The organism is Promicromonospora sukumoe (assembly GCF_014137995.1).
In the GTDB taxonomy this organism is placed as follows: Bacteria; Actinomycetota; Actinomycetes; order Actinomycetales; family Cellulomonadaceae; genus Promicromonospora; species Promicromonospora sukumoe.
This window is the reverse complement of sequence record NZ_JACGWV010000001.1, coordinates 3235256-3257987: the sequence shown is the minus strand read 5'-3', so window position 1 is coordinate 3257987 and position 22732 is coordinate 3235256. Positions and strand designations below refer to the sequence as shown.

General features: G+C 72.0%; 18 protein-coding genes. 11 read left to right on the top strand and 7 right to left on the bottom strand.

Annotated features, from left to right (window positions below; all coding sequences use genetic code 11):
* Genes FHX71_RS14435 through FHX71_RS14425 form a run of 3 tightly spaced genes read left to right on the top strand, consistent with a single transcriptional unit; the run spans position 1 to position 3169 of the window.
* Positions 1 to 1326, top strand: a complete 1326-nt coding sequence (locus FHX71_RS14435; RefSeq protein ID WP_182617406.1) for an ABC transporter substrate-binding protein — start codon at positions 1 to 3, stop codon at positions 1324 to 1326.
* An 11-nt stretch (positions 1327 to 1337) separates the two neighbouring features.
* Positions 1338 to 2321 (top strand): carbohydrate ABC transporter permease, encoded by a 984-nt coding sequence (locus tag FHX71_RS14430; protein WP_182617404.1) that lies wholly within the window; start codon positions 1338 to 1340, stop codon positions 2319 to 2321.
* Positions 2318 to 3169, top strand: a complete 852-nt coding sequence (locus tag FHX71_RS14425) for a carbohydrate ABC transporter permease (protein ID WP_182617402.1) — start codon at positions 2318 to 2320, stop codon at positions 3167 to 3169. Before FHX71_RS14430 ends, FHX71_RS14425 begins: the two co-directional genes overlap by 4 nt.
* A gap of 5 nt (positions 3170 to 3174) precedes the next feature.
* On the opposite strand, the gene FHX71_RS14420 is transcribed toward FHX71_RS14425, so the two are convergent.
* The 5 genes from FHX71_RS14420 to FHX71_RS14400 all read right to left on the bottom strand — a co-directional run bounded on the left by FHX71_RS14420 (position 3175) and on the right by FHX71_RS14400 (position 13097).
* Positions 3175 to 4239, bottom strand: coding sequence for an AraC family transcriptional regulator (locus FHX71_RS14420; protein WP_182617400.1), 1065 nt, complete (start codon positions 4237 to 4239; stop codon positions 3175 to 3177).
* A gap of 133 nt (positions 4240 to 4372) precedes the next feature.
* Positions 4373 to 7135: a PKD domain-containing protein gene (locus FHX71_RS14415; protein ID WP_182617398.1), complete on the bottom strand. Its 2763-nt coding sequence runs from the start codon at positions 7133 to 7135 to the stop codon at positions 4373 to 4375.
* A 14-nt stretch (positions 7136 to 7149) separates the two neighbouring features.
* Positions 7150 to 8376, bottom strand: a complete 1227-nt coding sequence (locus FHX71_RS14410) for a sugar phosphate isomerase/epimerase family protein (protein ID WP_182617396.1) — start codon at positions 8374 to 8376, stop codon at positions 7150 to 7152.
* 77 nt (positions 8377 to 8453) lie between these two features.
* The gene (locus FHX71_RS14405; RefSeq protein WP_246402574.1) at positions 8454 to 11777 is read right to left on the bottom strand and encodes a 3-keto-alpha-glucoside-1,2-lyase-like domain-containing protein; all 3324 of its coding nucleotides are present in this window, start codon (positions 11775 to 11777) and stop codon (positions 8454 to 8456) included.
* Between the two features lie 279 nt (positions 11778 to 12056).
* Complete coding sequence (locus tag FHX71_RS14400; RefSeq protein ID WP_182617394.1) at positions 12057 to 13097, bottom strand: LacI family DNA-binding transcriptional regulator; 1041 nt, start codon at positions 13095 to 13097, stop codon at positions 12057 to 12059.
* A 138-nt stretch (positions 13098 to 13235) separates the two neighbouring features.
* On the opposite strand from FHX71_RS14400, the gene FHX71_RS14395 reads away from it, so the two are divergent.
* From FHX71_RS14395 to FHX71_RS14365, 7 genes are all read left to right on the top strand, one after another.
* Positions 13236 to 13529 carry an adenine nucleotide alpha-hydrolase family protein gene (locus FHX71_RS14395; RefSeq protein ID WP_182617391.1) on the top strand — a complete coding sequence of 98 codons (294 nt, stop codon included), beginning with the start codon at positions 13236 to 13238 and terminating at the stop codon, positions 13527 to 13529.
* A gap of 218 nt (positions 13530 to 13747) precedes the next feature.
* Positions 13748 to 14626 (top strand): ABC transporter permease, encoded by an 879-nt coding sequence (locus FHX71_RS14390; RefSeq protein WP_182617389.1) that lies wholly within the window; start codon positions 13748 to 13750, stop codon positions 14624 to 14626.
* A gap of 65 nt (positions 14627 to 14691) precedes the next feature.
* On the top strand, positions 14692 to 15750 hold the full coding sequence (locus tag FHX71_RS14385; RefSeq protein ID WP_182617386.1) for an ABC transporter substrate-binding protein: 1059 nt from the start codon (positions 14692 to 14694) through the stop codon (positions 15748 to 15750).
* The gene (locus tag FHX71_RS14380; RefSeq protein WP_312877048.1) at positions 15747 to 16577 is read left to right on the top strand and encodes an ABC transporter ATP-binding protein; all 831 of its coding nucleotides are present in this window, start codon (positions 15747 to 15749) and stop codon (positions 16575 to 16577) included. Before FHX71_RS14385 ends, FHX71_RS14380 begins: the two co-directional genes overlap by 4 nt.
* Positions 16578 to 16593: 16 nt before the next feature.
* On the top strand, positions 16594 to 17670 hold the full coding sequence (locus tag FHX71_RS14375; RefSeq protein WP_312877093.1) for a Gfo/Idh/MocA family protein: 1077 nt from the start codon (positions 16594 to 16596) through the stop codon (positions 17668 to 17670).
* A gap of 143 nt (positions 17671 to 17813) precedes the next feature.
* The gene (locus tag FHX71_RS14370; protein WP_182617381.1) at positions 17814 to 20414 is read left to right on the top strand and encodes a hypothetical protein; all 2601 of its coding nucleotides are present in this window, start codon (positions 17814 to 17816) and stop codon (positions 20412 to 20414) included.
* Positions 20415 to 20495: 81 nt separating this feature from the next.
* The gene (locus FHX71_RS14365; RefSeq protein ID WP_182617380.1) at positions 20496 to 21377 is read left to right on the top strand and encodes a hypothetical protein; all 882 of its coding nucleotides are present in this window, start codon (positions 20496 to 20498) and stop codon (positions 21375 to 21377) included.
* A gap of 42 nt (positions 21378 to 21419) precedes the next feature.
* Here FHX71_RS14365 and FHX71_RS14360 read toward each other — a convergent pair whose 3' ends face one another.
* Both FHX71_RS14360 and FHX71_RS14355 read right to left on the bottom strand, forming a co-directional pair.
* Positions 21420 to 21959 (bottom strand): flavodoxin domain-containing protein, encoded by a 540-nt coding sequence (locus FHX71_RS14360; protein WP_182617377.1) that lies wholly within the window; start codon positions 21957 to 21959, stop codon positions 21420 to 21422.
* Positions 21960 to 22134: 175 nt separating this feature from the next.
* Complete coding sequence (locus tag FHX71_RS14355; RefSeq protein ID WP_182617375.1) at positions 22135 to 22380, bottom strand: hypothetical protein; 246 nt, start codon at positions 22378 to 22380, stop codon at positions 22135 to 22137.
* A gap of 80 nt (positions 22381 to 22460) precedes the next feature.
* Between FHX71_RS14355 and FHX71_RS14350 the strand changes: the two genes are divergently transcribed.
* Positions 22461 to 22727, top strand: a complete 267-nt coding sequence (locus tag FHX71_RS14350) for a glycine zipper domain-containing protein (RefSeq protein WP_182618782.1) — start codon at positions 22461 to 22463, stop codon at positions 22725 to 22727.
* Positions 22728 to 22732: the final 5 nt, after the last annotated feature.

The following is a 22732-nucleotide window of genomic DNA, read 5'->3' as shown; positions in this document are numbered from 1 at the left end:
ATGGGAACGACCAGGAGAACGGCGGCGGTGACCGCCTCGGCGGCAGCGCTGCTGACCGCGGTCGCGGGATGCGGTTCCGGCACGGACACCTCCGCCACGGGCGAGGTGGTCGTCACCTGCGCCACCTGCCAGGAGAGCCCGACCGACCCGTTCCTGCAGTACAACTACGAGGCCGCGCAACGGTTCAACGAGCAGTTCGCCGGCCAGTACAAGGTCGAGACCATCGAGAACCCGAACGCCGGCTCCGGCGACGACCGGCTGCAGTACTACCAGCGCCTGGCGCTCGCCGACGACCTGCCCGACCTGTTCCAGCTCAACTCGGGCGAGATCAAGGCGATGGAGCAGAACGGCCGGCTGCACGACTTCGCGCCGAGCCTGGAGGCCGACGCCGACTGGGCGGACAGCTTCTACGACCAGGCGTTCGACGCGCTGACCGGACCGGACGGTCAGGTCTGGGCTATCCCGCAGCAGCGCGACGCGATCGGGATCTACTACAACAAGGAGCTGCTGGAGGCCGCCGGGTACGACGAGTTCCCGGCCACCTGGGACGAGTTCGAGGACCTGGCGGCGGAGCTGAAGAGCGAGGGCAAGATCGCGCTCGCGCTCGACGGCGACTGGGCGACGAAGCTCATGTGGGCCAACCTGATCGGCACCCAGCCCGGCGGGGCCGAGTTCCTGGGCGAGGGCATCGTCGACCTGGAGGACTGGGGCGACGACCCCGCCGTCGTGCAGGCGACCGAACGCCTGCGCGACTGGCACACCGAGGGGTACGTGAACGCCGACGCGTTCTCCGGCGACTTCCAGAACGCGGCCGCCCCGTACCTGACCGAGGAGGCGGCGACGGTGCCCAACGGGCCGTGGTTCGTCAAGACCAACCTCACGCCCGAGGCGGCCCCGGGCCTGTACGAGAAGACCGGCTACGCCCCCGCGCCCGGCTGGACCGACGGCGGTCAGGGCACGGTCGTGGTCTCGGGCGCCGGCTGGGTCTCCGGCGCGACGGACGAGGGCGAGCTCGAGGCGGTCGAGGCGTTCGTGAAGTTCATGTCCTCGCAGGACGAGGTGCTCACGCAGGCGCAGGCCACGGGCGCCAACCCGCCGGTGGTCGTCGACGCCGCGGCGGCGAAGGCCGCCGACCTGGAGCCGCTGGCGACCGGGCTGATCGAGCAGGCCACCGACCTGGAGCACGCCTACCCGCACGCCCGCGTGCACGGGCCGGCGGGGCTCGACACGTCGTGGAAGAACCTGTGGCCCGCCTACGTGAAGGGCGACCTGGACACCGACGAGTTCCTGGAGCGTCTGACCGTCGACTCCGCGAGCGGGCAGTGAGGAGGGCGGCCATGAGCGCTTTCACGAAGGACCGACCGCCGGACACCGTCCCGGCGCCCGCCCCCGAACCAGCGGTCGGGCCCCCGCGCCGCCGCCTCGTCACCCGGCGCGCCCGGCCCGTCCCGGGGACTCGGATTCCCCGGGGCATGCGCGGCCCCGTCGCGGTGTCGCTGCTGCCCGGCCTCGTCCTGTTCGGCACGTTCTTCCTGGTGCCGTTCCTCGTGCTGGCGGCCACGGCGTTCGCCCGCTGGAGCGGGCTGGACTTCGCCTGGGCGGGTCTCGACAACTACCGGCAGATGTTCGGCGACCCCGTCTTCCTCAAGGCGCTCGGCAACACGCTGTTCTACGCGGCGGCCTCGGTGTTCATCCAGGTCCCGCTGGGCGTCGGCGTCGGCATGGTGCTCGCGCTGCGGCCCCGCGGGTGGAAGACGCTGCGGACGATCATCTTCGTGCCGTTCGTCATCTCGGGCGCGGCCTACGCCCTGGTCTTCTCCATGTTCTACAACCCGCGGGCCGGGCTGCTGAACAACGCCCTGGGCGCGGTGGGCCTGCCCGGACGGGACTGGCTCTTCGACACGGCGACGGCGCGGTGGGCCGTCGCGGGGACCTTCGTGTTCATCATCGGGTTCGTGGTGATCCTGGTCATGGCCGAGATCGCGGCGATCCCGGGCGAGCTGTACGAGGCGGCCTCGGTCGACGGCGCCTCGACGTGGCAGCAGCTCACCCGCATCACCCTGCCGCTGCTGCGCAACGTCATCGGCACCGCGATCCTCATCCGGCTGCTCGTGGACATCGGCATGTTCGACCTGGTCTTCATCCTCACCGCCGGGGGGCCCGACGACGCGACGGCGACGCTGGCGCTGTACGCGTACCGGTCGTACCTGAACGGCGAGTGGGGCTTCGCCAACGCCGTCGGCTCGGTGATCATCGTCATCGGCCTGGTGCTGATCGTCGCCGTCCGACGCATCTTCCGGATCGGGGAGCGTGCACTGTGAGCGACATCCAGACGACTGCCGCCGGACGCCGGTCCGGCTGGGCGAACGTGCTGATCTACGGTTTCCTGGGCCTCGTCGTGCTGCTGGCGCTCGCGCCGACGGCGTGGGTCATGCTGTCCGCCTTCAAGACCGGGAACCAGATCTTCTCCGGCCAGGGTCTCCTGCCCGCGCCGTTCACCGTGCAGGGCTTCGTCGACGCCTTCACCCAGATCCACCTGCACGAGTACATGCTGAACACGCTCCTGTACGCGGGGCTCGGCACGCTCGGCGCGCTGACGGCGGCGTTCCTGGCGGCCTACCCGCTGGCGCGGTTCTCCTTCCCCGGCCGCAACGCCCTGGTGGCGCTGTTCTCCCTGGCGCTGGCGCTGCCCCTGGTCGGCCTGGCGACGCCGGTGTTCTTCGTGGTGCGGGAGCTGGGGATGTTCGACTCCCGGATCGGCATGGTGATCCTGTACTCGGCGCTGCAGTTCCCGTTCACGTTCGTGGTGCTGCGGGCGTTCATGCTCTCGACGCCGCCCGAGCTGGAGGAGGCCGCGATGATCGACGGCGCCGGGTACTTCACCACGCTGTTCCGGGTGGTGCTGCCGCTGACCCGGCCCGCGCTGGCGACCGTGGCGGTGGTCGCCTTCGTGAACATCTGGAACGAGTTCTTCTTCGCGAACCTGCTGCTGGTCTCGGAGGAGAACCGGAACGTGCAGCTCGTGCTGGCCGGGTTCAAGTCGCAGTTCGGGTTCAACGTCACCGGGGCGGTCGCCGGGGCGACGCTGGTGATGCTGGTCCCGATCTGCTTGTTCCTCATCCTGCAGCGGCAGGTGATCGCCGGGCTCACCGCGGGCGCCGTCAAGTAGGGGGCTCAGTAGCCGTCCCGGCCGCGCTGCAGCGTCGTCGACGGCAGCTCGCCGAACCGGCGTCGGTACCCGGCCGCGAACCGTCCGAGGTTGGTGAACCCCAGCCGGGAGGCGATCTCCGTCACCGTCGCGGTCTCCGCGCCGGGGTCGGCGGTCCGGAGCTCGACCCAGGCGCGGCGCAGCCGGACCTGCCGCTGGTACTCCATGGGGGTGGTGCCCAGCCAGCGGCGGAAGCCGTCGTACAGCGCCCGGGTGCTGGTGTTGGCCGCGCGCGCCAGGTCGGGCACGGTCCAGGTGCGGTGCGGGACGCGCTCGATCAGGTCCGTCGCGCGGCCGAGCCACTCGGGGCCGATCGGCAGCGGCCGCTCCCAGAGCCGGCCCGAGTAGTTGTGGGGCACCGACAGCAGCAGCCCGACCATCAGGCTCCGCTCCGCCGCGGACACCGCGGCGGGGTGGCGCAGCGTCGGTGCCGGCGAGTCGAGGTCCTCGACCAGGTTGTCGACGGCCGACCACCAGCCGGCGGCCGGCATGTCCCAGACACCGACGGCGGGCTCGAAGCGCAGGGGTACCCCGGGCTCGGCGTCCGTCCACGTCTCGAGCTCCTCCGTCAGCGCTGCCCTGTCCACGGTGATCACCAGCAGCACGCTCCCGGCAGACCAGCGGACGCGCAGCGGCTCGCCGGGCGTGGACACCGCGGCGGTCCCGGGCCGGACGGCGACCTGGTGCGCCCCGACGTCGAACGTCGCCCGCCCGACGAGCGGGTGGGCGACGACGTAGGCGGAGTCGGCCCGCTCGGCGACGAGCTCGACGTCGGACCCGTAGGCCAGGACGGTGATGCTCACCGCTCGGAGCCGGGCGCTGCGGACCGACGCCTCGAAGGGGTGCGCGTCGCCGTCGAGGAGCAGGTCGTGCGGAAAGAGGGTCCGGGTCACCTCCTCGCGGGCCGTCCCGGGATCGGCGGTCCGGAAGAGCTGGTGCTCGGCGAGGGGTACCGGGAACTGTGCGAAGACATCTTCCAGGATGCCGTCATCTTTCCGGGACTTGATGCCTGACACCGAATCCGTAGCCACCGATCCAGTCTCTGCCGGGCTCCGACCGGCGGCAATCGTCGCGACGCCGGCAATTCCAAGACTGTGAGAAGTAGCGCCGGCCCGGACCACCGCGGGGTGGTCCGGGCCGGCGCTGTCGGCGGGGTCAGGGGCTTCAGGGCTTGGCGGGCGACACCCTCAGCTCGACCGTCGTCCAGTCGCGAGTGCCCTCGCTGTCGGTCGCGATGAGTCGTGCCGTGTACCGGCCCGGCTGCTCGTAGGCGTGCGCGACGCTCGCGCCGTCCGCGGTGGTCCCGTCACCGAGGTCCCACTGGTAGGAGACGATCTCGCGCCCTTCGGGGGCCACGGCGGACCCGGACAGGTCGACCGGGCTGCCTGCCCGGACGGCCCCGCGGCCGGCCTCGGCCGTCACGACCGGGGCGGTGGCGTCGGCGACGCCGCGCCCGTGGAAGACGAGCCAGTCGAGGCCGACGTTCGCGCCGTCGGCCGGCTCGCGCTTGCTCTTCGCGACGAGGTACAGGGTGGTGGCACCCTGCCGCGCCTTGAGGTCGAGGCTGGGCGAGACGACCTGCCCGGCACCCGTGGCCTTGGGTACCTCGACCTGGCCGAGCTTGCGCCCGGTCGGGCTGCCGGCCCGGACCTCGACGGTCGTGTCGGCGGCGCCGCGGACGGCGCCGACCGTCAGGCCGTCGATGCCGCGCAGGTCCACCGGGCCGAACGCGATCCAGTCGCCGTGGTCGACGTCGGTCACCAGGCGTCCGCCGCGGGCGTCCGCGCCGTCCGCCACGGTGACGCCGGAGCTGTCCGCGTAGAACTCGGCCTCCTTGTCCCGTACCTGCAGGTGGATGACGTCCTGGCCGGCCAGCGCGGGCACGCCGTCGGCGCCGAGGTCCTGGTAGCCCGCCCCGAGCACGGGGTAGACGTTCTGGCCCACGCCGTGGTCCGCCGGGTCGAGGAACACCGACCCGGAGCACCCGGTGTAGTTGTCCAGGGGGTGCGCGTGGGTGTCGTGGCCGAGCTGGGTGTTCACCGTGACCTGCTCGCAGTCGATGGTGCCCGCCTCGGTGGAGCCGTCCTCGACGTCGTCCACGTCCACCGAGTAGTCGACGGTGTCGCCGAGCTCGGCGAAGCCGCCGTGGAACGGCGCCCCGAAGGCGACGTCCGGCCGGGTGTTGCCGACCGTGATCTTCTGCACGGAGACGCCGGTGAACCCCTCGCTGTCCGTGACCGTCAGGCGGGCGCCGAACTGGCCCCGCTCGGTGTACGTGTGCGTCGGGTTGGCCTCGGTGGAGTCGACGACGCCGTCGTTCTCGAAGTCCCACTCGTAGGTGATGTCGAGCCCGTCGGGGCTCTCGCTGGCGCCGCCGTCGAAGGCGACGGTCAGCGGTTCGTGGCCGGAGTCGACGTCGGCGCTGAACTGCGAGATCGGCCGGCGGCCGTCGGCCGCGTAGTCGATGCGGTAGATGCCGGCGTCGGTGTTGGTGCTGCCGCGGCCCGCACCCCGGCCGAGGCCGAAGTCGATGATGTAGAGCGAGCCGTCGGGGCCGAACTCGGCCTCGAACGGGGCGACGAACGTCTCGCCCTCCAGGAACGGGTCGATCGAGGCGAGCTCGCCCGTGGTCTCGTCGAGCGAGAGCACCTTGTAGTAGTTGCGGGCGTACTCGGAGACGAACCAGTGCCCGTCGAAGGTCTCCGGGAACTTCGTCTTGACGTCGAGGTCCGGGTCGAACCGGTAGACCGGGCCGCCCATGGGCGCCGCGCCGCCGGTACCGAGCTCGGGGAACTCCGCCGACTCCCCGTAGCCGTACCAGACCAGCGGCTCCTGCGACGGCGGGAGCTCGCGCAGGCCCGTGTTGTTGGGGGAGTCGTTGACCGGGTTGGCGCAGTCGAACGCCTCGCCGGACGCTCCGGTGGCGAAGTCGTAGTCGATGTACGGCTGGTTGTCGGCGTGGCAGTACGGCCAGCCGTGGTTGCCCGGCTCCGTCATCCGGATGAACTCGACCTGGCCCTCCGGGCCGCGCAGCGGGTCGGCCACGCGGGCGTCGGGCCCGTAGTCCCCGATGAGCACCGCGCCGGTGCCGGGGTCCACGGTGATCCGGAACGGGTTGCGGAAGCCCATGCCGTAGATCTCCGGGCGGGTGTCCTCGGTGCCGGGCGCGAACAGGTTGCCGTCCGGGACCGAGTACGTGCCGTCGTCCTCCGGGGTGATGCGCAGCACCTTGCCGCGCAGGTCGTTCGTGTTGGCGGACGTGCCCTGCGCGTCCCAGCCTCGGCGGCCCTCCCGCTCGTCGATCGGGGTGTAGCCCGCCTGGTCGAACGGGTCGGAGTTGTCACCGGTCGCGACATACAGGTCGCCGTCCGGGCCCATGGCGAGCGAGCCGGCCATGTGCGAGTTCGCGCGGCCCTCGCCGCGCCAGATGGTGAAGTCGAGCAGGCGCTTCTCCGACGTCGGGTCGATCGTGTCGTCCGGCCCCATCGTGAACCGCGAGAGGTTCATCTTGGCGACGTCGGGGTCGCTCCAGAGCAGGTACAGCCACCCGTTCTCGGTGAAGTCGTCGTCCAGGGTCAGGCCCAGCAGGCCGTCGGACTGCTGGAGCAGGTCCAGGGAGTAGTCCAGGTCCAGGGCCGTGGTCTGGCGCAGCGTCTCCTGGTCCAGCACCACCACCTGGCCGGTGCGCTGGATGTAGACGACGCGGCCGTCGTCGGCCACGTCCAGCTCGAACGGGTCGGCGAGACCCTCCGTGACCAGCGGGACCTTGTCGAACTCGGTCGTCTCGGCGTGATCGGACCCGCCGTGGTCCGAGCCCGGATGGGCGGTGGCGGCTGTGGTGGCGGGGACCAGGGCCCCGAGCGCGACGACCAGACCGGTCGTCGCACCCAGGAGCCGTCGGCGTGCCCGGCTGTGCGGTGCGGACATCGGCACTCTCCCTCTCAGTAGCGCAGCTCGGCGAGGTAGCCGAGGCTGGTGCACGCGGACGTCACGCCGTCGGGCGACGGCTGGTCGTTCTCCGTGAAGCCGTACCGGACCCCGGCGAGCGGCGCGGCGGCGAAGATCTCGGCGAAGTCGATGGTCCCCGCGCCGACGTCGGCGAAGGAGCCGTCCTCGGCGATGTCCTTGAGGTGCAGCAGCTCGAACCGGCCCGGGTAGCGCGCGAACAGGTCCGTGGCGGCGGTCTCCGTGCTAGCCGCCCAGTACACGTCGAGCTCCATCGTGACAAAGGCCGGGTTGGTCTCCCGGACCAGCACGTCGTAGCCCGCGACGCCGTCCTCCTCGGTCTCGAACTCGTACCCGTGGTTGTGGTACGCGACCCGGATGCCCTCGGCACTCAGCGCCTCACCCGCCTCGTTGAGGATCGCGGCCGTCCGGGAGTAGTCCGCGAGCGTCCACGAGCCGGAGCCCGAGATGCGCACGTACTTCGCGCCGATCGCGTGCGCCTCGGCCGCCACCAGGTCGACGTCGTTCTGCAGGTTCGACAGGCTCACGCCCAGCGACGGCACCTCGATCCCTGCCTCGTCCGTCAGCGGCGCCAGCTCCGCGGCCGTGTAGCCGTAGAAGTTGCCCGCGCTGCCCGACGGCTCGATGTTCTGGAAGCCGCACCCGGCCAGCGCCGCGAGCGTCCCCTCGGCGTCGGTCGGCATGGTCGCGCGGACCGTGTAGCCCACCAGGCCGATCGCCGACAGGTCGACCGCCCGCTTGCCGGTCACCGGGTGGGGCTTGCCCACCTTCGAGGCGGCCGCCGCGCGCAGGATGTCGCGGCGCTCGCCGCCGGTGAGGACCCGCTCGCGCACCAGGTCCTTGGTCACCGAGGTGACCGTCCGGACGAACTGGCCGTGCGTCCTGAACGGGGCCCCCGCCATGATCTCGTCCATCACGGTGCAGCCGGCCCGGGTCTCGTGGTTGGTCACGCCGGAGTCGGCGCCGGCGCCGAACCAGACCGTGGCGTCGCTGGTGTAGCCGTACGCGCACGCGGTGGTCCCGGCGCCCGGGCCGGGACCGTGGCCCCCGCCGGGCCCGGCCGCACCCGCGGGAGCGGCCAGGACCGGCAGGGACAGCGTGGCGACCACCGCGGCGGCGAGCCACGGCTTCGCGGCGCGCCTCGGGGTGCGGGCTGGGGTGCGGTGGGGGCTGTGTGCGGGCGTGCTGGTGGTGCGTTCCATCGGACGAACCTCTCCTTCGAGGGACAAGATCAGCTGCGGGAGCCTGGTGGGCTTCGGGGGCCGGGTCAGGGGTCAGGTCAGCGGACGGTGAGGTCGACCGTCGTCGTGCTGCGCCCGTACGTCAGGTCGCCGAGGTACTGCACCGTCACCGGGTGCACCCCCTTCGCCAGGCCCGACGTCGGGACGACGACCCGCGCCGGACCGCGGCCCAGCGTGGCCCTGACCGACGTGTCGCCGACCGTGACCCGGACGGTCCCCGTCGGGGCCGGCTTCCCCTTGGCGCCGGGCACCTTGACCTCGGCCCGCACGTCCTGGCCCGCCTTCACCTTCGGCGGGGCGAGCTTCGCCGAGACCTTGGACGCGAGGGCCTGCGAGGTCTCCTCCCCGGTCAGGCGCTCGATCCAGATGTTGCGGAACCGCGGGTTCAGGCCGGCGTCGCCGTGGTCCTGGAGCTTGATGTGGCCCGGCGTCGGCCCCTCGTTCTTGCCGTTGCCGGTCTTGCCGTCGATCGCGACGTCGTCGTGCACGAGCTGCCCGTTCCACCAGAGCGAGAGCCGCGCGTCCTCGGTCTTGGTGCCGTCCGGGGCGAACCGGGCGCCACGGAACTCGATGTCGTACGTCTGCCACGTGCCCATCTCGGTCGCGGCGTTGAGGTCCGGGGCCTTCTTCAGGTAGATCGAGCCGGCGTCGTTGTTCTTCGGCGGGTCGATGCCGAAGGACTCCAGCACCTGCACCTCGTAGCGCTCCTGGATGTAGACGCCGCTGTTGCCGCGGGCCTGCCCGGTCACGTCGTCGGCGTGCTCCGGCTGGAACCACTCGGCGTGCATCCGGAAGTCGCCGAACTTCTCCTTGGTGCGGATGTCGCCGCCGAAGGACTCCACCGAGCCGTCCGCGACGGGCCACGTCGCGGCCCCGCCGCTCGCCTTCTCCCAGGCGTCGAGGTCGCCGCCGTCGAACAGGGCGATGCGCTCGCTGGGCGTGACGGTGAGGCTGTCCAGGTTCACGTGCCCCAGGTCGTCCTCGTCGTGCACGTAGGCGATCGTGTTGGCGCCCTCGCGCAGCTCGACCGTCTCGGTCTGCGTCTGCCAGTTGGCCCAGGTCACGGTGCTGTCGAGCCAGACCTGCTTCTGCTTCTCGCCGTTGACGTACAGGCTCATCGACCGCGGCGTCGGGCTCGGGTCGGAGTTCTGCCCGTTGGCGTAGCGCAGCGCCAGGTCGTGCGGCCCGGCCTCGCCGGCCTCGACTGCGAACGTGGTGCGGGCGCCCGGCTCCCAGTTGCGGTCCACGAACCCGGCGCCCGAGTACCCGGCGTGGTTGGTGTTCCAGCCGGCCCCGCCGGAGATGTCGGCGGCCTCGGCCTCGTAGACGGGCGGCGGGGTGGTGCCGTCCGGCAGGCGGTTCATCGTGTACCAGGCCTCGGTGCTCCACAGCTCCTCGCCGCCCTCGGCCGCGAACGGCCGCGGGGAGTGCACGTTGACCACCCGGCCGGCCTTGAGCCCGTCGACCGCCAGGGTCACCGTCCTACGGTCCGCCGAGAGCGTCGCCGAGGTGACGTCCAGGTCCTCCTCGTCGATCTTGGGCCCGCCGTACTGCGGCGTGGAGACGTAGCGCCACTGCGCCGCCTCGTACTTCTCGGCCAGGTTCTCGGCGGTCTCCGCCGACAGCGGCATCGTGTACTCGATCTCGAATCCGCCCTCGACCGCGCGCATCTCGAGCATGTCGAACGCCCGGCTCTCGTCGAACGTGAGCTTCTGCAGGCCGTAGCCGAGCTTGCCCGCCTGGCCCCAGTTGCCCGACCAGCCGATGCCGCCCACGTAGATCGAGCCGTCCGGTCCCACGCTCGTCCTGCTGACGCCGGACTCCAGGCCCTGCGTCATGCGGAAGACGGCGCCCTGCTCCTGGCCGGCGACGTCCTCCAGGTAGACGCGCTGCAGGCCGCCGTAGGTCACGTCGCCGATCGCCATCTGGCCCTCGAACACGCCCTCGGTGAGGATCACCGGGTTGCTCGGCGAGTTGGAGATCTCGCTGTGCGGCATCCACAGCACGGGCTCGGTGACGGGCTGGTCGTCGTACGGGCCGTCGGGGTTCGTGTAGTGGTTGTAGAATGCGCCCTCCTCGACCCGGACCAGCTTCGACGTCGGCACGTGCATGCCCTGGTTGTCGGTGACGTACATGCCGCCGTCCGCCCCGAAGCCGAGGCCGTTCGGGGTGCGCAGGCCGCCCGCGAGGTACTCGACCTCGCCGGTCTCCTCGTCGATCTTCAGCACCGAGCCGCGGTTCTCGACGAGCTGCGGGTCACGGGTCGCGCCGCCGGGCACCATCGCGATGCCCGTGGAGACGTAGAAGTAGCCGTCCTCGTACAGCAGGCCGAACGCGAACTCGTGGTAGTTGCCGCCGAACGGCCAGGTCGCGACCTCGCGGTACTCGTCGGTGACCTCGTCGCCGTCGGTGTCCACGAGCTCGGTCAGCCCGTGCTTCTCGGAGACGTAGATCCGGTCGTCGACGACCTTCAGGCCCATCGGCTCCTCGAGCTCCTCGGCGATCTTCGTGTACGTCACGTCGTCGGCGCCGCCGTCGCCCGTCACGTTCTCGACCAGGTACACCTCGCCGAGCACGGTCTCGCGGTCGCCGCCCCACGTGGCGATGGCCATGCGGCCGTCCGGCAGCCAGTCCATGCCCGTGACCTGCGGCTCGAAGCCGTCCGGACGCAGGTTCGTCAGCGTGTAGTCGGGGTGCACCTCGGTCAGCGGCAGGCCGTCGCCCGGCGCCTCGTCGACGCCCTCGCAGAGCTTGCGGCCCGGCGAGGTGACGCGGGTGACCTCGGCGTCGGTGCTCAGCACCGAGTTCGGCACCAGCGCGAAGCCGGTCGCGCCCGGCGGGCGCCACTCCAGCGTGAGCTGCTGGCCGAAGTCGCCGTCGAAGTGGTCGATGCGCAGGGCGTGGTACCCGGCCTCCAGCGCGACCGACCCGTCCTTCGGGGTGGCCCCGTGCTTGCCCGGGTGGTCCACCACGACGGTGTCGTCCAGCAGCAGGCGGGCGCCGTCGTCGCTCGTGACCCGGAAGTCGTACGTGCCGGCGTCGGGCACGTTCAGGTAGCCGGTCACCTCGGTGACGAACCGGTCCGTGAGGCCGAAGTCCGCGGCCGTGCGGTAGTCGATCGTCGGCATCAGCTTGTCGATGTTCGGCGTCTGGCCCGGCTTGAGCGTGCAGTAGTCCTCCAGCGGGACCTGGACGTCGAAGACGCGCAGGGTCACGCCGGGCTCCTGCGGCCGGGTGGGGTCGGCCGCGGCTTGCACGGCTGACTGGGCCGAGGCCTGCGCGGCTGCCGGGAGCACCGTGAACGGCAGCACGAGCACGCCGAGCATCGCGGCGAGGGTGCGGTGGGTCGATCTGCGTTCCATGGGCCTTGCCTCTCCATCGAGGACCTGCCTAGCGGGGACCGTGCCCGCCGGGGGCGGCGTCGTTGCGCCGACGGCTGGGTACGCCACGTCACTATGCGGTGAGCGCTGACCCCGGACAACGAGTTGCCACTTGTTGCCCCTCCCAGGGCGCGCGCACCGCCGCGCCGGTCGCTGGTCTGCGCCGAGCAGTTGGACGAGCGTTCACCAGGCGGTCCGGGACCGTGACGGGCCGAGACGCGGCCGCGGACTGCCTGGTGAACGAGCGTCCAACTGCCGGGGTCAGCCGTGGCGGGCGGTCGAGCCGCGTTCGACGAGCTTGGCCGGGAGCAGCGCCGGGGCCGACAGGCCGGACGACGCCGCGGCCGACAGCCCGGCCGACGGCGCCCGGAGCTGGTTCAGCAGGCGCTGGACGGCGAACGTGCCGAAGTGGCGCAGGGGAGAGGCGACCGTCGTCAGCGGAGGGGTGCAGAAGTCGGAGCCGAAGATGTTGTCGAACCCGACGACGCTCAGGTCGCGGGGCACCTCGACCCCCAGCCGGGTCAGCCCGCGCATCGTGCCGATCGCGACGAGGTCGTTGTAGGCGACGGTCGCGGTGGCGGTGTGGGTGGTCAGGGCCTGGGCGGCCGAGAGCCCGCCGGCGAGGGTCGGCGCGAACGGGCCGAGCCGGCGCGCCCGCAGGCCGAGCTCCTGGGTCGCCTCGCGGAAGGCGCGCCAGCGCATGCCGTCGGCCCAGGACGCCTCGGGCCCGGCCAGGTACGTCAGCCGGGAGTGGCCCAGTCCCGCCAGGTGCTCGACGGCGCGCCGCATGCCCTGGGCGTTGTCCGTCACCACGCTCGGCACGTCCGCGACCACGCGGTTCATGACGACGGTCGGCCGCTGCTTGGCGACGGCCCGGATCGCGGCGTCCGACAGCCGCGAGGTCGCGAGGACGACCCCCTCCACCAGGGGCAGCGTGCGCTCCAGGGCCCGGCGCTCGGCCCCGCTCGACTCGTGCGCGTCCACCACCAGGAGCGTGTACCCGGAGTCGATGGCGGTCTTCTCGGCGCTGCGGATGATCTCGAAGAAGAACGGGTTGGTCAGGTCGGCCACGATGATCGCGAGCAGCGCGGTCCGGCCGTCGGGCAGGCCGCGCCCGATGGGGCTGGTGCGGTACCCGAGCTCGTGCGCGACGCGCCGGATGCGGTCCGCGGTGTCGGCGTTCACGCGCCCCGGACGGGAGAACGCGCGTGAGACGGTCGAGGGTGCGACGCCGGCAGCCCTGGCGACGTCGTAGATGGTCGGTCTGTTGCTAGAGCTCCCGGTTTCGCCAGTTTCGCCCATGCGCGGGGAGCGTACGGCGCGCGACCGGCCGACGGCAACCATTTGCCGTGGTCCGGCCCGTGGCGGCAGGTTCTTGCCTGCCCGGCAAGAGGTGGCAACTCCTTGACGGCCCTGGTGCGGCGCCCTCGAATGACAGGCATGACCCTGCCTACCGACCCGCTCGCGGTGCCCGACGACCACGTGAGGGAGGAGGCGGTGGCGGACGACGCCGTGCAGATCGAGGCCGCGGAGAGCGAGCTGCGGCGCCTCGGCCTGGAGGAGATCCGGGTGCGGCACCACGGCGACCTGGCGCGCCTCGAGGCGCCGCACCGCGACCTCGCGAGCATGACGGCGGAGCCGCTGCGCGGTGAGGTGCTGCGGGCCGTGCGGTCCGCGGGCTTCCGGTCGGTCGCCGTCGACCTGGAACCCGTCACCCGCCCGGGTGACGGCTGACCCTGGCCCGGTGGCAACAAGTGGCAACTCGTTGTCGGCCCCCCACGCGCCTCATAGTGTCCCCGGCAAGCAGCTCCACAGGCGGAGCCGCTGACCTGCTCTACCGACCGGCACGCCCCTGACATCGCAGTCCGGTGTGCCCTGACCCGCTGCCCCACGGGTGTCGACGTCGACCCCGTGCGACGAAACGGAAAGAGCGAACTATGGAGGATCACGCCATGGTGACCACCCAGGAGGCCCGCCCCACGACGCCGCCCTCGCGCAGGCCCCGGCCGGCGGCGCAGGCCGACGGCGGGACGCCGCTCGGGACCCGGGCACTGACGCTGCTGGCCGAGTCCTGGCGGCCGGTGGCCGTGCTGCTCGCGCTGTTCGGCGTGTGGTGGTTCGTGGCCTGGCGCGAGCTGGTCCCCGCCTACCTCGTGCCCGCGCCCGGCGCGGTCGCGGAGACGATGATCGCCGAGTGGCCCATGCTCCTGGAGCACACGTGGGTCACGACGCTGGAGACGATCCTCGGGTTCGTGCTCGCGGCCGTGATCGGCGTGGCGACGGCGGTGCTGCTGGTCTACTCCCGGACGGCGGAGAAGTCGCTCTACCCGCTCATCCTGTTCGCCCAGGTCATCCCGAAGATCGCCATCGCGCCGATCCTCGTGGTCTGGTTCGGGTTCGGCATGACGCCGAAGATCGTCCTGGCCGTGCTCATCGCGTTCTTCCCGGTCGTCGTCTCGGCCGTGGCGGGGCTGCGCTCGGTCGACCCCGAGCTGCTGGAGATGTCCGCGACGATGGGCGCGTCGCGGTGGAAGACCTTCCGCAAGATCCGGTTCCCCGGGGCCCTCCCGCAGCTCATGTCCGGCCTCAAGGTCGCGGTCACGCTGGCGGTGGTGGGCGCCGTCGTCGGCGAGTTCGTGGGCGCCGACCGCGGCCTCGGGTACGTGCTGCTGCTCGCCAGCGGCAACCTCGACGCACCACTCCTGTTCGCCGACCTCATCCTCATGTCGCTCATCGGCGTGGTCCTCTTCGTGCTGGTCGAGGTGCTCGAACGCCTCCTCATCCCGTGGCACGCCTCGCGGCGCGGCAACCTCGCGCTCGCGACCGTCTGATCCAGGCCCGCACTCTTCCGCGTTCTCCGCCGTCCCCGGGGCGGCACGACCAGAAAGGCTCTCCCATGCGTGGTGCAACGAAGCAGAAGCGTGGCGGCAGGACGAGCGGCCGCAAGATCGTTCAGTCGCTGGCCGTGGGCGGCGTCGCCCTGGCGACCGTCGCGGCCTGCGGGCAGACCGGCGCCGCCGGGTCGGGCGGGCAGAACGCCGAGGGCCTGACCGAGGTCACGGTGACCCTGAACTGGGTGCCGTACGGCGAGCACGCGCCGTTCTACTACGGCGTCGAGCAGGGGATCTTCGAGGACGAGGGGATCGACCTGACGATCCAGCCGGGCAACGGGTCCGGCAACACGGTGCAGCAGGTCGCGCAGCGCAACACCGACTTCGGCTGGGCGGACACCCCGCCGCTGGCGAACGGCATCAGCTCCGGCATGCCGGTGCGCAGCGTCGGCGTCTTCCTGCAGACCGGCCCCAGCTCGGTCGAGTTCTTCGAGGACCAGGGCATCACCGAGCCCGCCGACCTCGTGGGCAAGACGGTGGGCGGCACGCCGGGCGACGCCATGTACGGCACCTTCCCGGCGTGGCTGGAGATCAACGGCGTGGACCCGGCGGACGTGACCGTGGTCAACGTCGACGCCGCGGGCAAGATCGCCGCGCTGATCGAGGGCAAGGTCGACGCCATCCAGGGCTTCCACCACGACCAGGCGCCGACGATCGAGAACCAGACGGGCAAGGAGGTCTCGGCCCTGCCGTTCTCCGACTTCGGCATGAACATGCTCGGCACCGGCCTGCTGGCGCACGAGGCGACGATCGAGGGCGACCCCGAGCTGGTGCAGGCGATGGTGCGGGCGACGTCGAAGTCGTTCCTCGCGGCGTCGGAGGACCAGGAGGCCGCGGTCGCGGCGATGGCGGAGAACGCCGAGCAGGCGCCCGAGGAGAGCGTGCTCGCGGCCCAGCTCGAGGCGACGATCGGGCTGCTCAACCTGGAGGAGGCGCCCGCGCCCGGCGTCAACACCGAGCAGCAGTGGACCGACACCCTGACGTTCCTCACCGAGAACACCGAGTTCGAGGGCGAGCCGACGCCGGACGCCTACTGGGACGGGACCTTCGGGGAGGACATGTGACCGCCACGACCGGGCCCATTGCCAGCCACGGGAGCCCTGCGCGGAGCGTGGGGACCGACCCGATCATCGAGGTCTCGCACCTCACGCGGCGCTTCACGTCCAAGCGCTCGGAGACCGTCGCGCTCGACGACGTCTCGCTGGCCGTTCAGCCCGGCGAGTTCGTCACGATCGCGGGGCCGTCGGGCTGCGGCAAGTCGACGCTGCTCAAGATCATCGCGGGTCTGACCCTGGCGACGGACGGCGACGTGCGCCTGTACGGGAAGCCCGTCACCGGGCCGCAGCGCGAGATCGGCTTCGCGTTCCAGCGCTCGGCCCTGCTGGAGTGGCGGGGCGTGCGCAAGAACATCCTGCTGCAGGCCGAGATGCGCGGCATGGACCGGCGTCGGGCGGAGGAGCGGGCGGACGACCTCATCGAGCTCACCGGCCTGACCGGGTTCGAGAAGGCCCTGCCGCACGAGCTGTCCGGCGGCATGCAGCAGCGCGTCGCGCTGTGCCGCGCCCTGCTGCACGAGCCCCGGGTGCTGCTCATGGACGAGCCGTTCGGCGCGCTCGACGCGCTGACTCGCGAGCAGATGAACATCGAGATGAACCGGATCTGGCGCGAGACCGGCACCACCGTGGTGCTGGTGACCCACTCCGTGCCGGAGGCGGTGTACCTGGGCAGCCGCATCGTCGTCATGAGCCCGCGGCCCGGCCGGATCGTGGAGACCCTCGAACCGGGGCTCCCGGAGCGCCGCGAGTACGGGCCCACGCTCGCCGACCCGCGGTTCACGGCGGCGGCCGAGCGGCTGCGCGACCTCCTGGGCGCGAGCCATGCCCCGGAGTGACGACGCCCTCCCCGACGTGTCAGACCCACAGGTCACCAGGGGGACCTGGAGGTCTGACACGTCGGGTGGTGCTCCCCTCGGCGTCGGGATCGTCGGGATGGGCGGCATCGGTGCGATGCACGCCCGGGCGCTCGCCGAGCTGAGCGGCCGGGCGCGGCTCGTCGCGTACAGCGGCCGGGCGCGCCCGCCGGCGGGTCCTGGCAAGAGGGACCTGCCGGCGGCGCGCCTCGCCGCGCACGAGGTGATCGCCCACCCCGACGTCGACGTCGTGGCGATCTGCACGCCGAGCGGCACGCACGCGGCGCTCGCGCTGGCGGCGCTGGAGGCGGGGCGGCACGTCGTCGTCGAGAAGCCGCTCGCGCTCGACGCCGGCGACGCGCTGCGGATCGCCCGGGCCGCGCACGAGCGCGGGCTGACGGTCTCGATGATCTCCCAGCGCCGCCTGGAGGCCGAGCACGTCGCGCTCAAGCGGGCGCTCGACGACGGCGCGCTGGGCGAGCTGCGGCTCGCCATGACGCACGTGCACTGGCACCGTGACGACGCCTACTACCGCTCGGCCGGCTGGCGGTCGACGACGGCGCAGGGCGGCGGGTCCCTGATGAACCAGGGCGTGCACAACGTGGACCTGCTGCGCTGGCTGTGCGGCCCGGTCGAGTCGGTGACGGCGCAGTCCGGCACGCTCGCGCACCAGATCGAGGCCGAGGACACCACCGTGGCGACCCTGCGGTTCGCCTCGGGTGCGCTCGGTGTGGTCACGACGACGACGGCGACGCCGCCCGGGTTCCCCGCGACGATCGGGCTGTTCGGGTCGCGGGGCTCGGTCGAGCTCGGACAAGGGGAGGTGCGCCGCTGGGACGTGCCGGGGGTGTCGGCGCCGGGGGCGGGCGGCATCACGAGCGGCGCCGCCGAACCGCTCGCGATCGGGCACGCGGGACACCTGGCCCAGTGGACGGGGATCGTCGACGCGCTGGAGACGTCCGGGCCGGTGCCGGTCGGCGTCGACGACGCGGTCGAGACCGTCCTGCTGCTGTGCGCGATCCAGCAGGCCGCCGCGACCGGTGCTGAGGTGCGGCCGGCGGACCTGGCCGGCTAGCGCCGGTCCGGAGGGCGAAATCGAAGAAACTCACTTTCGTGGCATCCCCGTCATCTCGTCAGTAACTTGACACGCGGCGATGGCGCCTTCGAGGGCACGCACATCGCGCTCCCAGGCGCTGCCCTCGGACAGGGGACGCGATCGTGTGGAGCACAGACCCATCCGCCCGCCGGCCGCACCGGTGGTTCGTCGGCATCCTGGCGGCGCTGCTGGTGCTGTCGCCGGGCCTGGTCTCGGCGTCGGCCGCCGGTGCCGTCCAGGCCGAGGTCTCGGACGCGACGCCGGGCCCGGGAGCCAGCCCGGAACCGAGCCTGGAACCGAGCCCGGCGGGCAGCTCCCCGGTCCCCGAGCCGTCGGTCAGCGGCTCGCCCGACCCGGGCGAGGCAGGCTCGGAGCCCGCTGAGGAGCCGGAGACCGAGCCGTCGACCGAGCCCGACGCCGAGCCCGGCGCGAACCGCCCAGCCGCCGAGGACGACCCGGCCGACGTCGACCCGCTCGCGGCCCCGAAGGTGCCCACGACCTGCGGCAAGACGTACAACATCAAGGGTACGCCGAAGCCCGGCACCCTCCCCGGGGAGCGCCCCGGCGGCGTCTACGAGTTCCGCAGCAAGGGCGACGTCGCGCGGACGTACGACCTCAACTGGCCCCGGCTGTCGCTGTCCGGCCTGAAGGCGCCCACGCCCGCCGAGCTCGCCGCCATCAGCCTGACGAAAAAGTATGCCAACGCGACGCCGGAGCACGCCTACCAGTACTGGGCGAAGCACGTGGCCGCGCACCAGAAGAAGGGCACCGACCCCGGCACGTTCGACGACTACCTGGCGTACCGCTACATCAACGGCGAGGGGAACGGCCGCCGCGGCCCGGCCTACGAGCAGGACGTCGCGGAGTTCATGGAGCTCGGCGGCACCGAGTGGTTCTGCCAGTACTCGATCAAGGAGAACCACCGGGCCCTCTTCAACGAGATCCGCCGGGAGATCCACGCGGAGGAGGTCGCGCGGCACAAGGCCGAGGGCAAGACCGACGCCCAGGCCAAGCGGCTCGCCGACAAGTTCGTGAAGAGCGACCGGGTGGTCGACTTCGCCCGCCGGACCGCGGGCGGCGAGCTCCGGCACGTGATGGACGCGAAGGCCGGCAAGGTGCAGAACGCCTGGCAGGAGCGGTTCGACCAGAAGCTCGCGCAGAAGACCGGCGCGCGGGCGACCGTCGTCGGGCGGAGCATCACGGCCGCCGACATCGACCGGCTCGCGAGCCGGGGCATCGGGCACCACACGTACGCCCCGGTCGAGCGCAGGGTGTACGTGCCGACCAGGTCGACGGCGGTGCCCACGGCGTTCCGGACGACGCGGATTCCCGGGGCGAACCTGCACATGTTCCCGCAGAGCCCCGTCTCGGACCTGGCGCGCCAGTCCGGCCGGACCCCGGAGGACGCCCGGCGCATCGCCGACGCGTTCCGCAGGGCGCCGAGCGCGGGCAACGCCGTCCGCAGCCCGGGCGGCATCGACTGGACCTCGCTGGAGCTGCGGTACATCACCGAGCCCGTCGAGGGCGAGGGCATGGAGTACTCGTTCAAGGCGGGCCTCAACGACGACGAGGCCAACCCGTCCTTCGGCGGCCAGGGCCGGCTCGACCTGGCGTCCGACTCGTTCTTCACGTGGCTCGCCCTGCACCCGAACCGGTTCTGGGTGAACCTGCACCCCGACCAGCCGGACGTGATCGTCGACGACAAGTTCGCGGAGACCGACGCGGGGCGGGTCCTGCTGGAGGCCGACCTGGAGATGAAGCACGACTTCGCGCGGCTGATGGCGCCGGGCAACCCGGTCGGCGACCGCTTCTGGGACTCGCTCGCCCACGTGAACGGGGCGCCGTGCTGGAGCGGCTACCGCATGTGGATCGAGCCGCACCCGGCGCAGGTCCGCGAGGAGGACGGCCGGTTCTACATCATCGACGCCCCGCTGAACGTCAGCGCGGAGCCGTGGGACACCCTCCCCGGCGAGGAGTGCGACCAGCCGCAGTGGGTCCAGGACCACAACGACCGCCAGATCCAGGAGCTGATCGCGCCCGAGGTGGAGCGCATCGTGAACGAGGACGAGCGGTACGCCGAGCTGCGGACCGTCTACACGTCCCGCGTCGCGGCCGAGTGGGTCAAGGAGCGCAACGCGGAGCGCCCCGGCGCCTACGCCTCGATCATCGGGTCCGACGACGCGGCCGCGTGGCCGTCGCGCACCGAGTGGGACCGCGACGCGATCTTCGCCGACTACCGCCGGTCGTACTACGAGGGCGACTTCCACTTCACGCGGGAGTACGAGCAGGACGGCGTGGTGCTCGAGTACGAGTTCTACACCGGCGGGGTGACGTTCGACCGGCAGCCCAAGGAGAACATCGACCGCACCAAGTTCCGCACGGAGCACCCCGAGATGCCCGTCACGACGCGCCAGTCGACGCTGGAGACCGTGCGGTACGGCGACGGCGGCACCGGCTACCTGGGCGGGGACACCGTCGTCGTCAGCGACCCCGGTCCCACACCCGGCCCGACGACGACCCCGCCGCCCGGCCCACCCACCCCGGCGCCGCCGCCCGGCACGGGCGACGGCGGCGACCACGCCGACAGACCCGACGGTCAGCTCGCCGCGACCGGCTCGGCCGGTACCGGCGTCGTGGTGCTCGTCGCGGTCCTGCTGGTGCTCGGGGGCGCCGCGCTCATCGTGTGGTCCCGGTACCGGCGTGCGGGCACAGCAAGCCTCTGATCAGGGATTATGCTGTCCCCGCCGTCGCTGAGCCCTGCTCACGAACCTACGGTCCACCAGGTCTCGACGAGGGGGAGCTCGATGCTGGTCGCGCACGAAGAGGACGCGGCGCGCCTGCCGTCCGCATCCGCGGACCGGGTCCCGTCACCCGAGCACGATCCCCAGGCGCGGCGCGACCGGCGCCTGGGGAACGGGCTCGTGGGCGGCCTCGCCGGGGTCGTGCTGATCGCCGCGGTCGTGGGCGTGCTGGGCCTCCGAGGCGGGGACGACCTCGATCCGGTGTTCGCCCCCACCGACGCCCCGACGACCCTGCCCGTGGGTGAGGCCGCGGAGGACGCCGGGGCGACCGAGGACGTCGCGGGCGTCCCCGCCGGCTTCCCGCAGAGCGTCGACGGCGCGGTCTCGGCCCTGATGACCTACGGCAACGCGGCCGGTGCGGCGCTGTTCCGGACGCCGCAGGAACGGGCGGAGATCGCCGAACGGATTTTCACCGACCAGGGACGTGCCGCCAGCGGCCTGACCGACGAGGCGGCGGCGGACGCCCAGGAACGGCTGGGGGCGAACGCTCTCGCCGGGTGCGCCTACGAGTTCGGCGCCTACAAGGTCGTCTCGACGGGGAGCTACGGCGTCGCCTCGTCCGGCCCGGACGAGCCCGCGCAGCTGCCCTTCGAGGTGGTCGTCTCGACCTGGGCGCCGTGCCTCAGCGGCGTCGGCGGGGCGCAGGACACCTCCGACGTCGACATCCGCTGGACGCACCACGCCGCCACCCTGCGCTGGGACGGCAGGGACTGGCGGGTCGACTCCGTCGTCTCTCCCGGCGGCCGGGTTCCGGCGCCGGACGACCCCGACGACATCGCGATCACGTTCGAGGAGCGGGCTCGGCTCCTCGGGACGGGCTGGATGCTGCCGGCCGACGCCACCGAGGAGATCCCCGCGGACTTCTGGTCGGGAGGCACCCGATGACCCGCACCCGACCTGTCCGGTAGCGGACCTGCGTACCAGCTGTCAGCGGCCGCCGGCCGGTGCCCCCAGCGCGTCGGCGATCGACATCGCCCACGTGTCGATGACGTCCCACTCGCGGAAGTCGCCCTGGGGCATGGCGTCCCGGATCCCCGGCATCCACGCGATGATCCGGTCGGCCCCGTGGACCTTGTCGTGGTCGTACGCGCCGCGGAACACCTGCGTCCCGCGCGGGTGCAGGAGGTCCGCGTACTGCTTGAACTGCTTGGGCTCTGCCCCCTGCAGGACGTCCTTGCCCTCCTTGTCGACCTTCTCGGTGCCGAGCGGTCCGCTGCTGAACAGCCATACCGGGTGCGCGGCGAGCTGGTCGGTGTTGTGCTCCACGAGCTTCCTGGCCTCCTTGCGCCAGTTGAACTCGTACGCAGCCGACCCGACGACATAGGCGTCGTAGCCGGACACCTCAGCCACATCGCCGCACTTCGCGACGTCGACCTCCAGCTCGCGACCGCGCAGGGTCTCTCCGATGCGCTGCGCGATGCCCTCGGTCGCTCCGTACTTGCTCGCGTAGGCCACCAATACCCTCATCGGACTCAGCCTCCTCCGAAACATTGCACGTGTGCCGTTTCATCGTAGGCACGCTCGGCCGACGACGGCGGGCGTGCCGGGCGTGCGTGCGGGCAGCGGTGCGGGGAACGACGAAGGCCCTCGCCACAGGTGCGAGGGCCTTCGTGCGGAAACGAGCTCGAGGCCGAGGCCGCGCTCAGCGCAGCGTCGGCCCCTCCACGGGCACCGGCCCGTGGGCGCCCGAGCGCTTGATCTCCAGGTTGAGCGTGTTGCGCGACGTCGGGATGACGACGACCTGCGCCTCACCGCCGTCGGTGTCGATCGCGCGCACGTGCAGGTGCCCGTCCTTGAGCTTGAGTGCGAACTGGTCGGCCCCGGCGACGAAGCGCACCTCGCTGTCGTCGGTGATCACGGTGGGTCCGGTGGGGAGGGTCTTCGGCATGGGTACAGCATGCCTCGTCCGGCGCAAGATCAGACTCCAGGGGGAGGACTCGCGCACCTGTTCCTGCCTACGTTGGGGACATGGCACACACCGGACCGGACGACCAGAGCGGGGACGACACCACCTCGACCTCGACGTGGGCCTCGACCGGCAGCCGGAACTGGGGCGCCGGCGTCGCCGTCGGCCTGGGCATCGGGGTGGCACTCGGCATCGCGCTGGACAACCTCGCGATCGGCATCGCGCTCGGTGTGGCGTTCTTCCCGGTGTTCGCGATGATGCGGGGCAGCACCGTGCCCGACGACGAGACTCCCGCCGACGAGGTGCCCGGCGACGACGGGAAGCCGTAACGGGT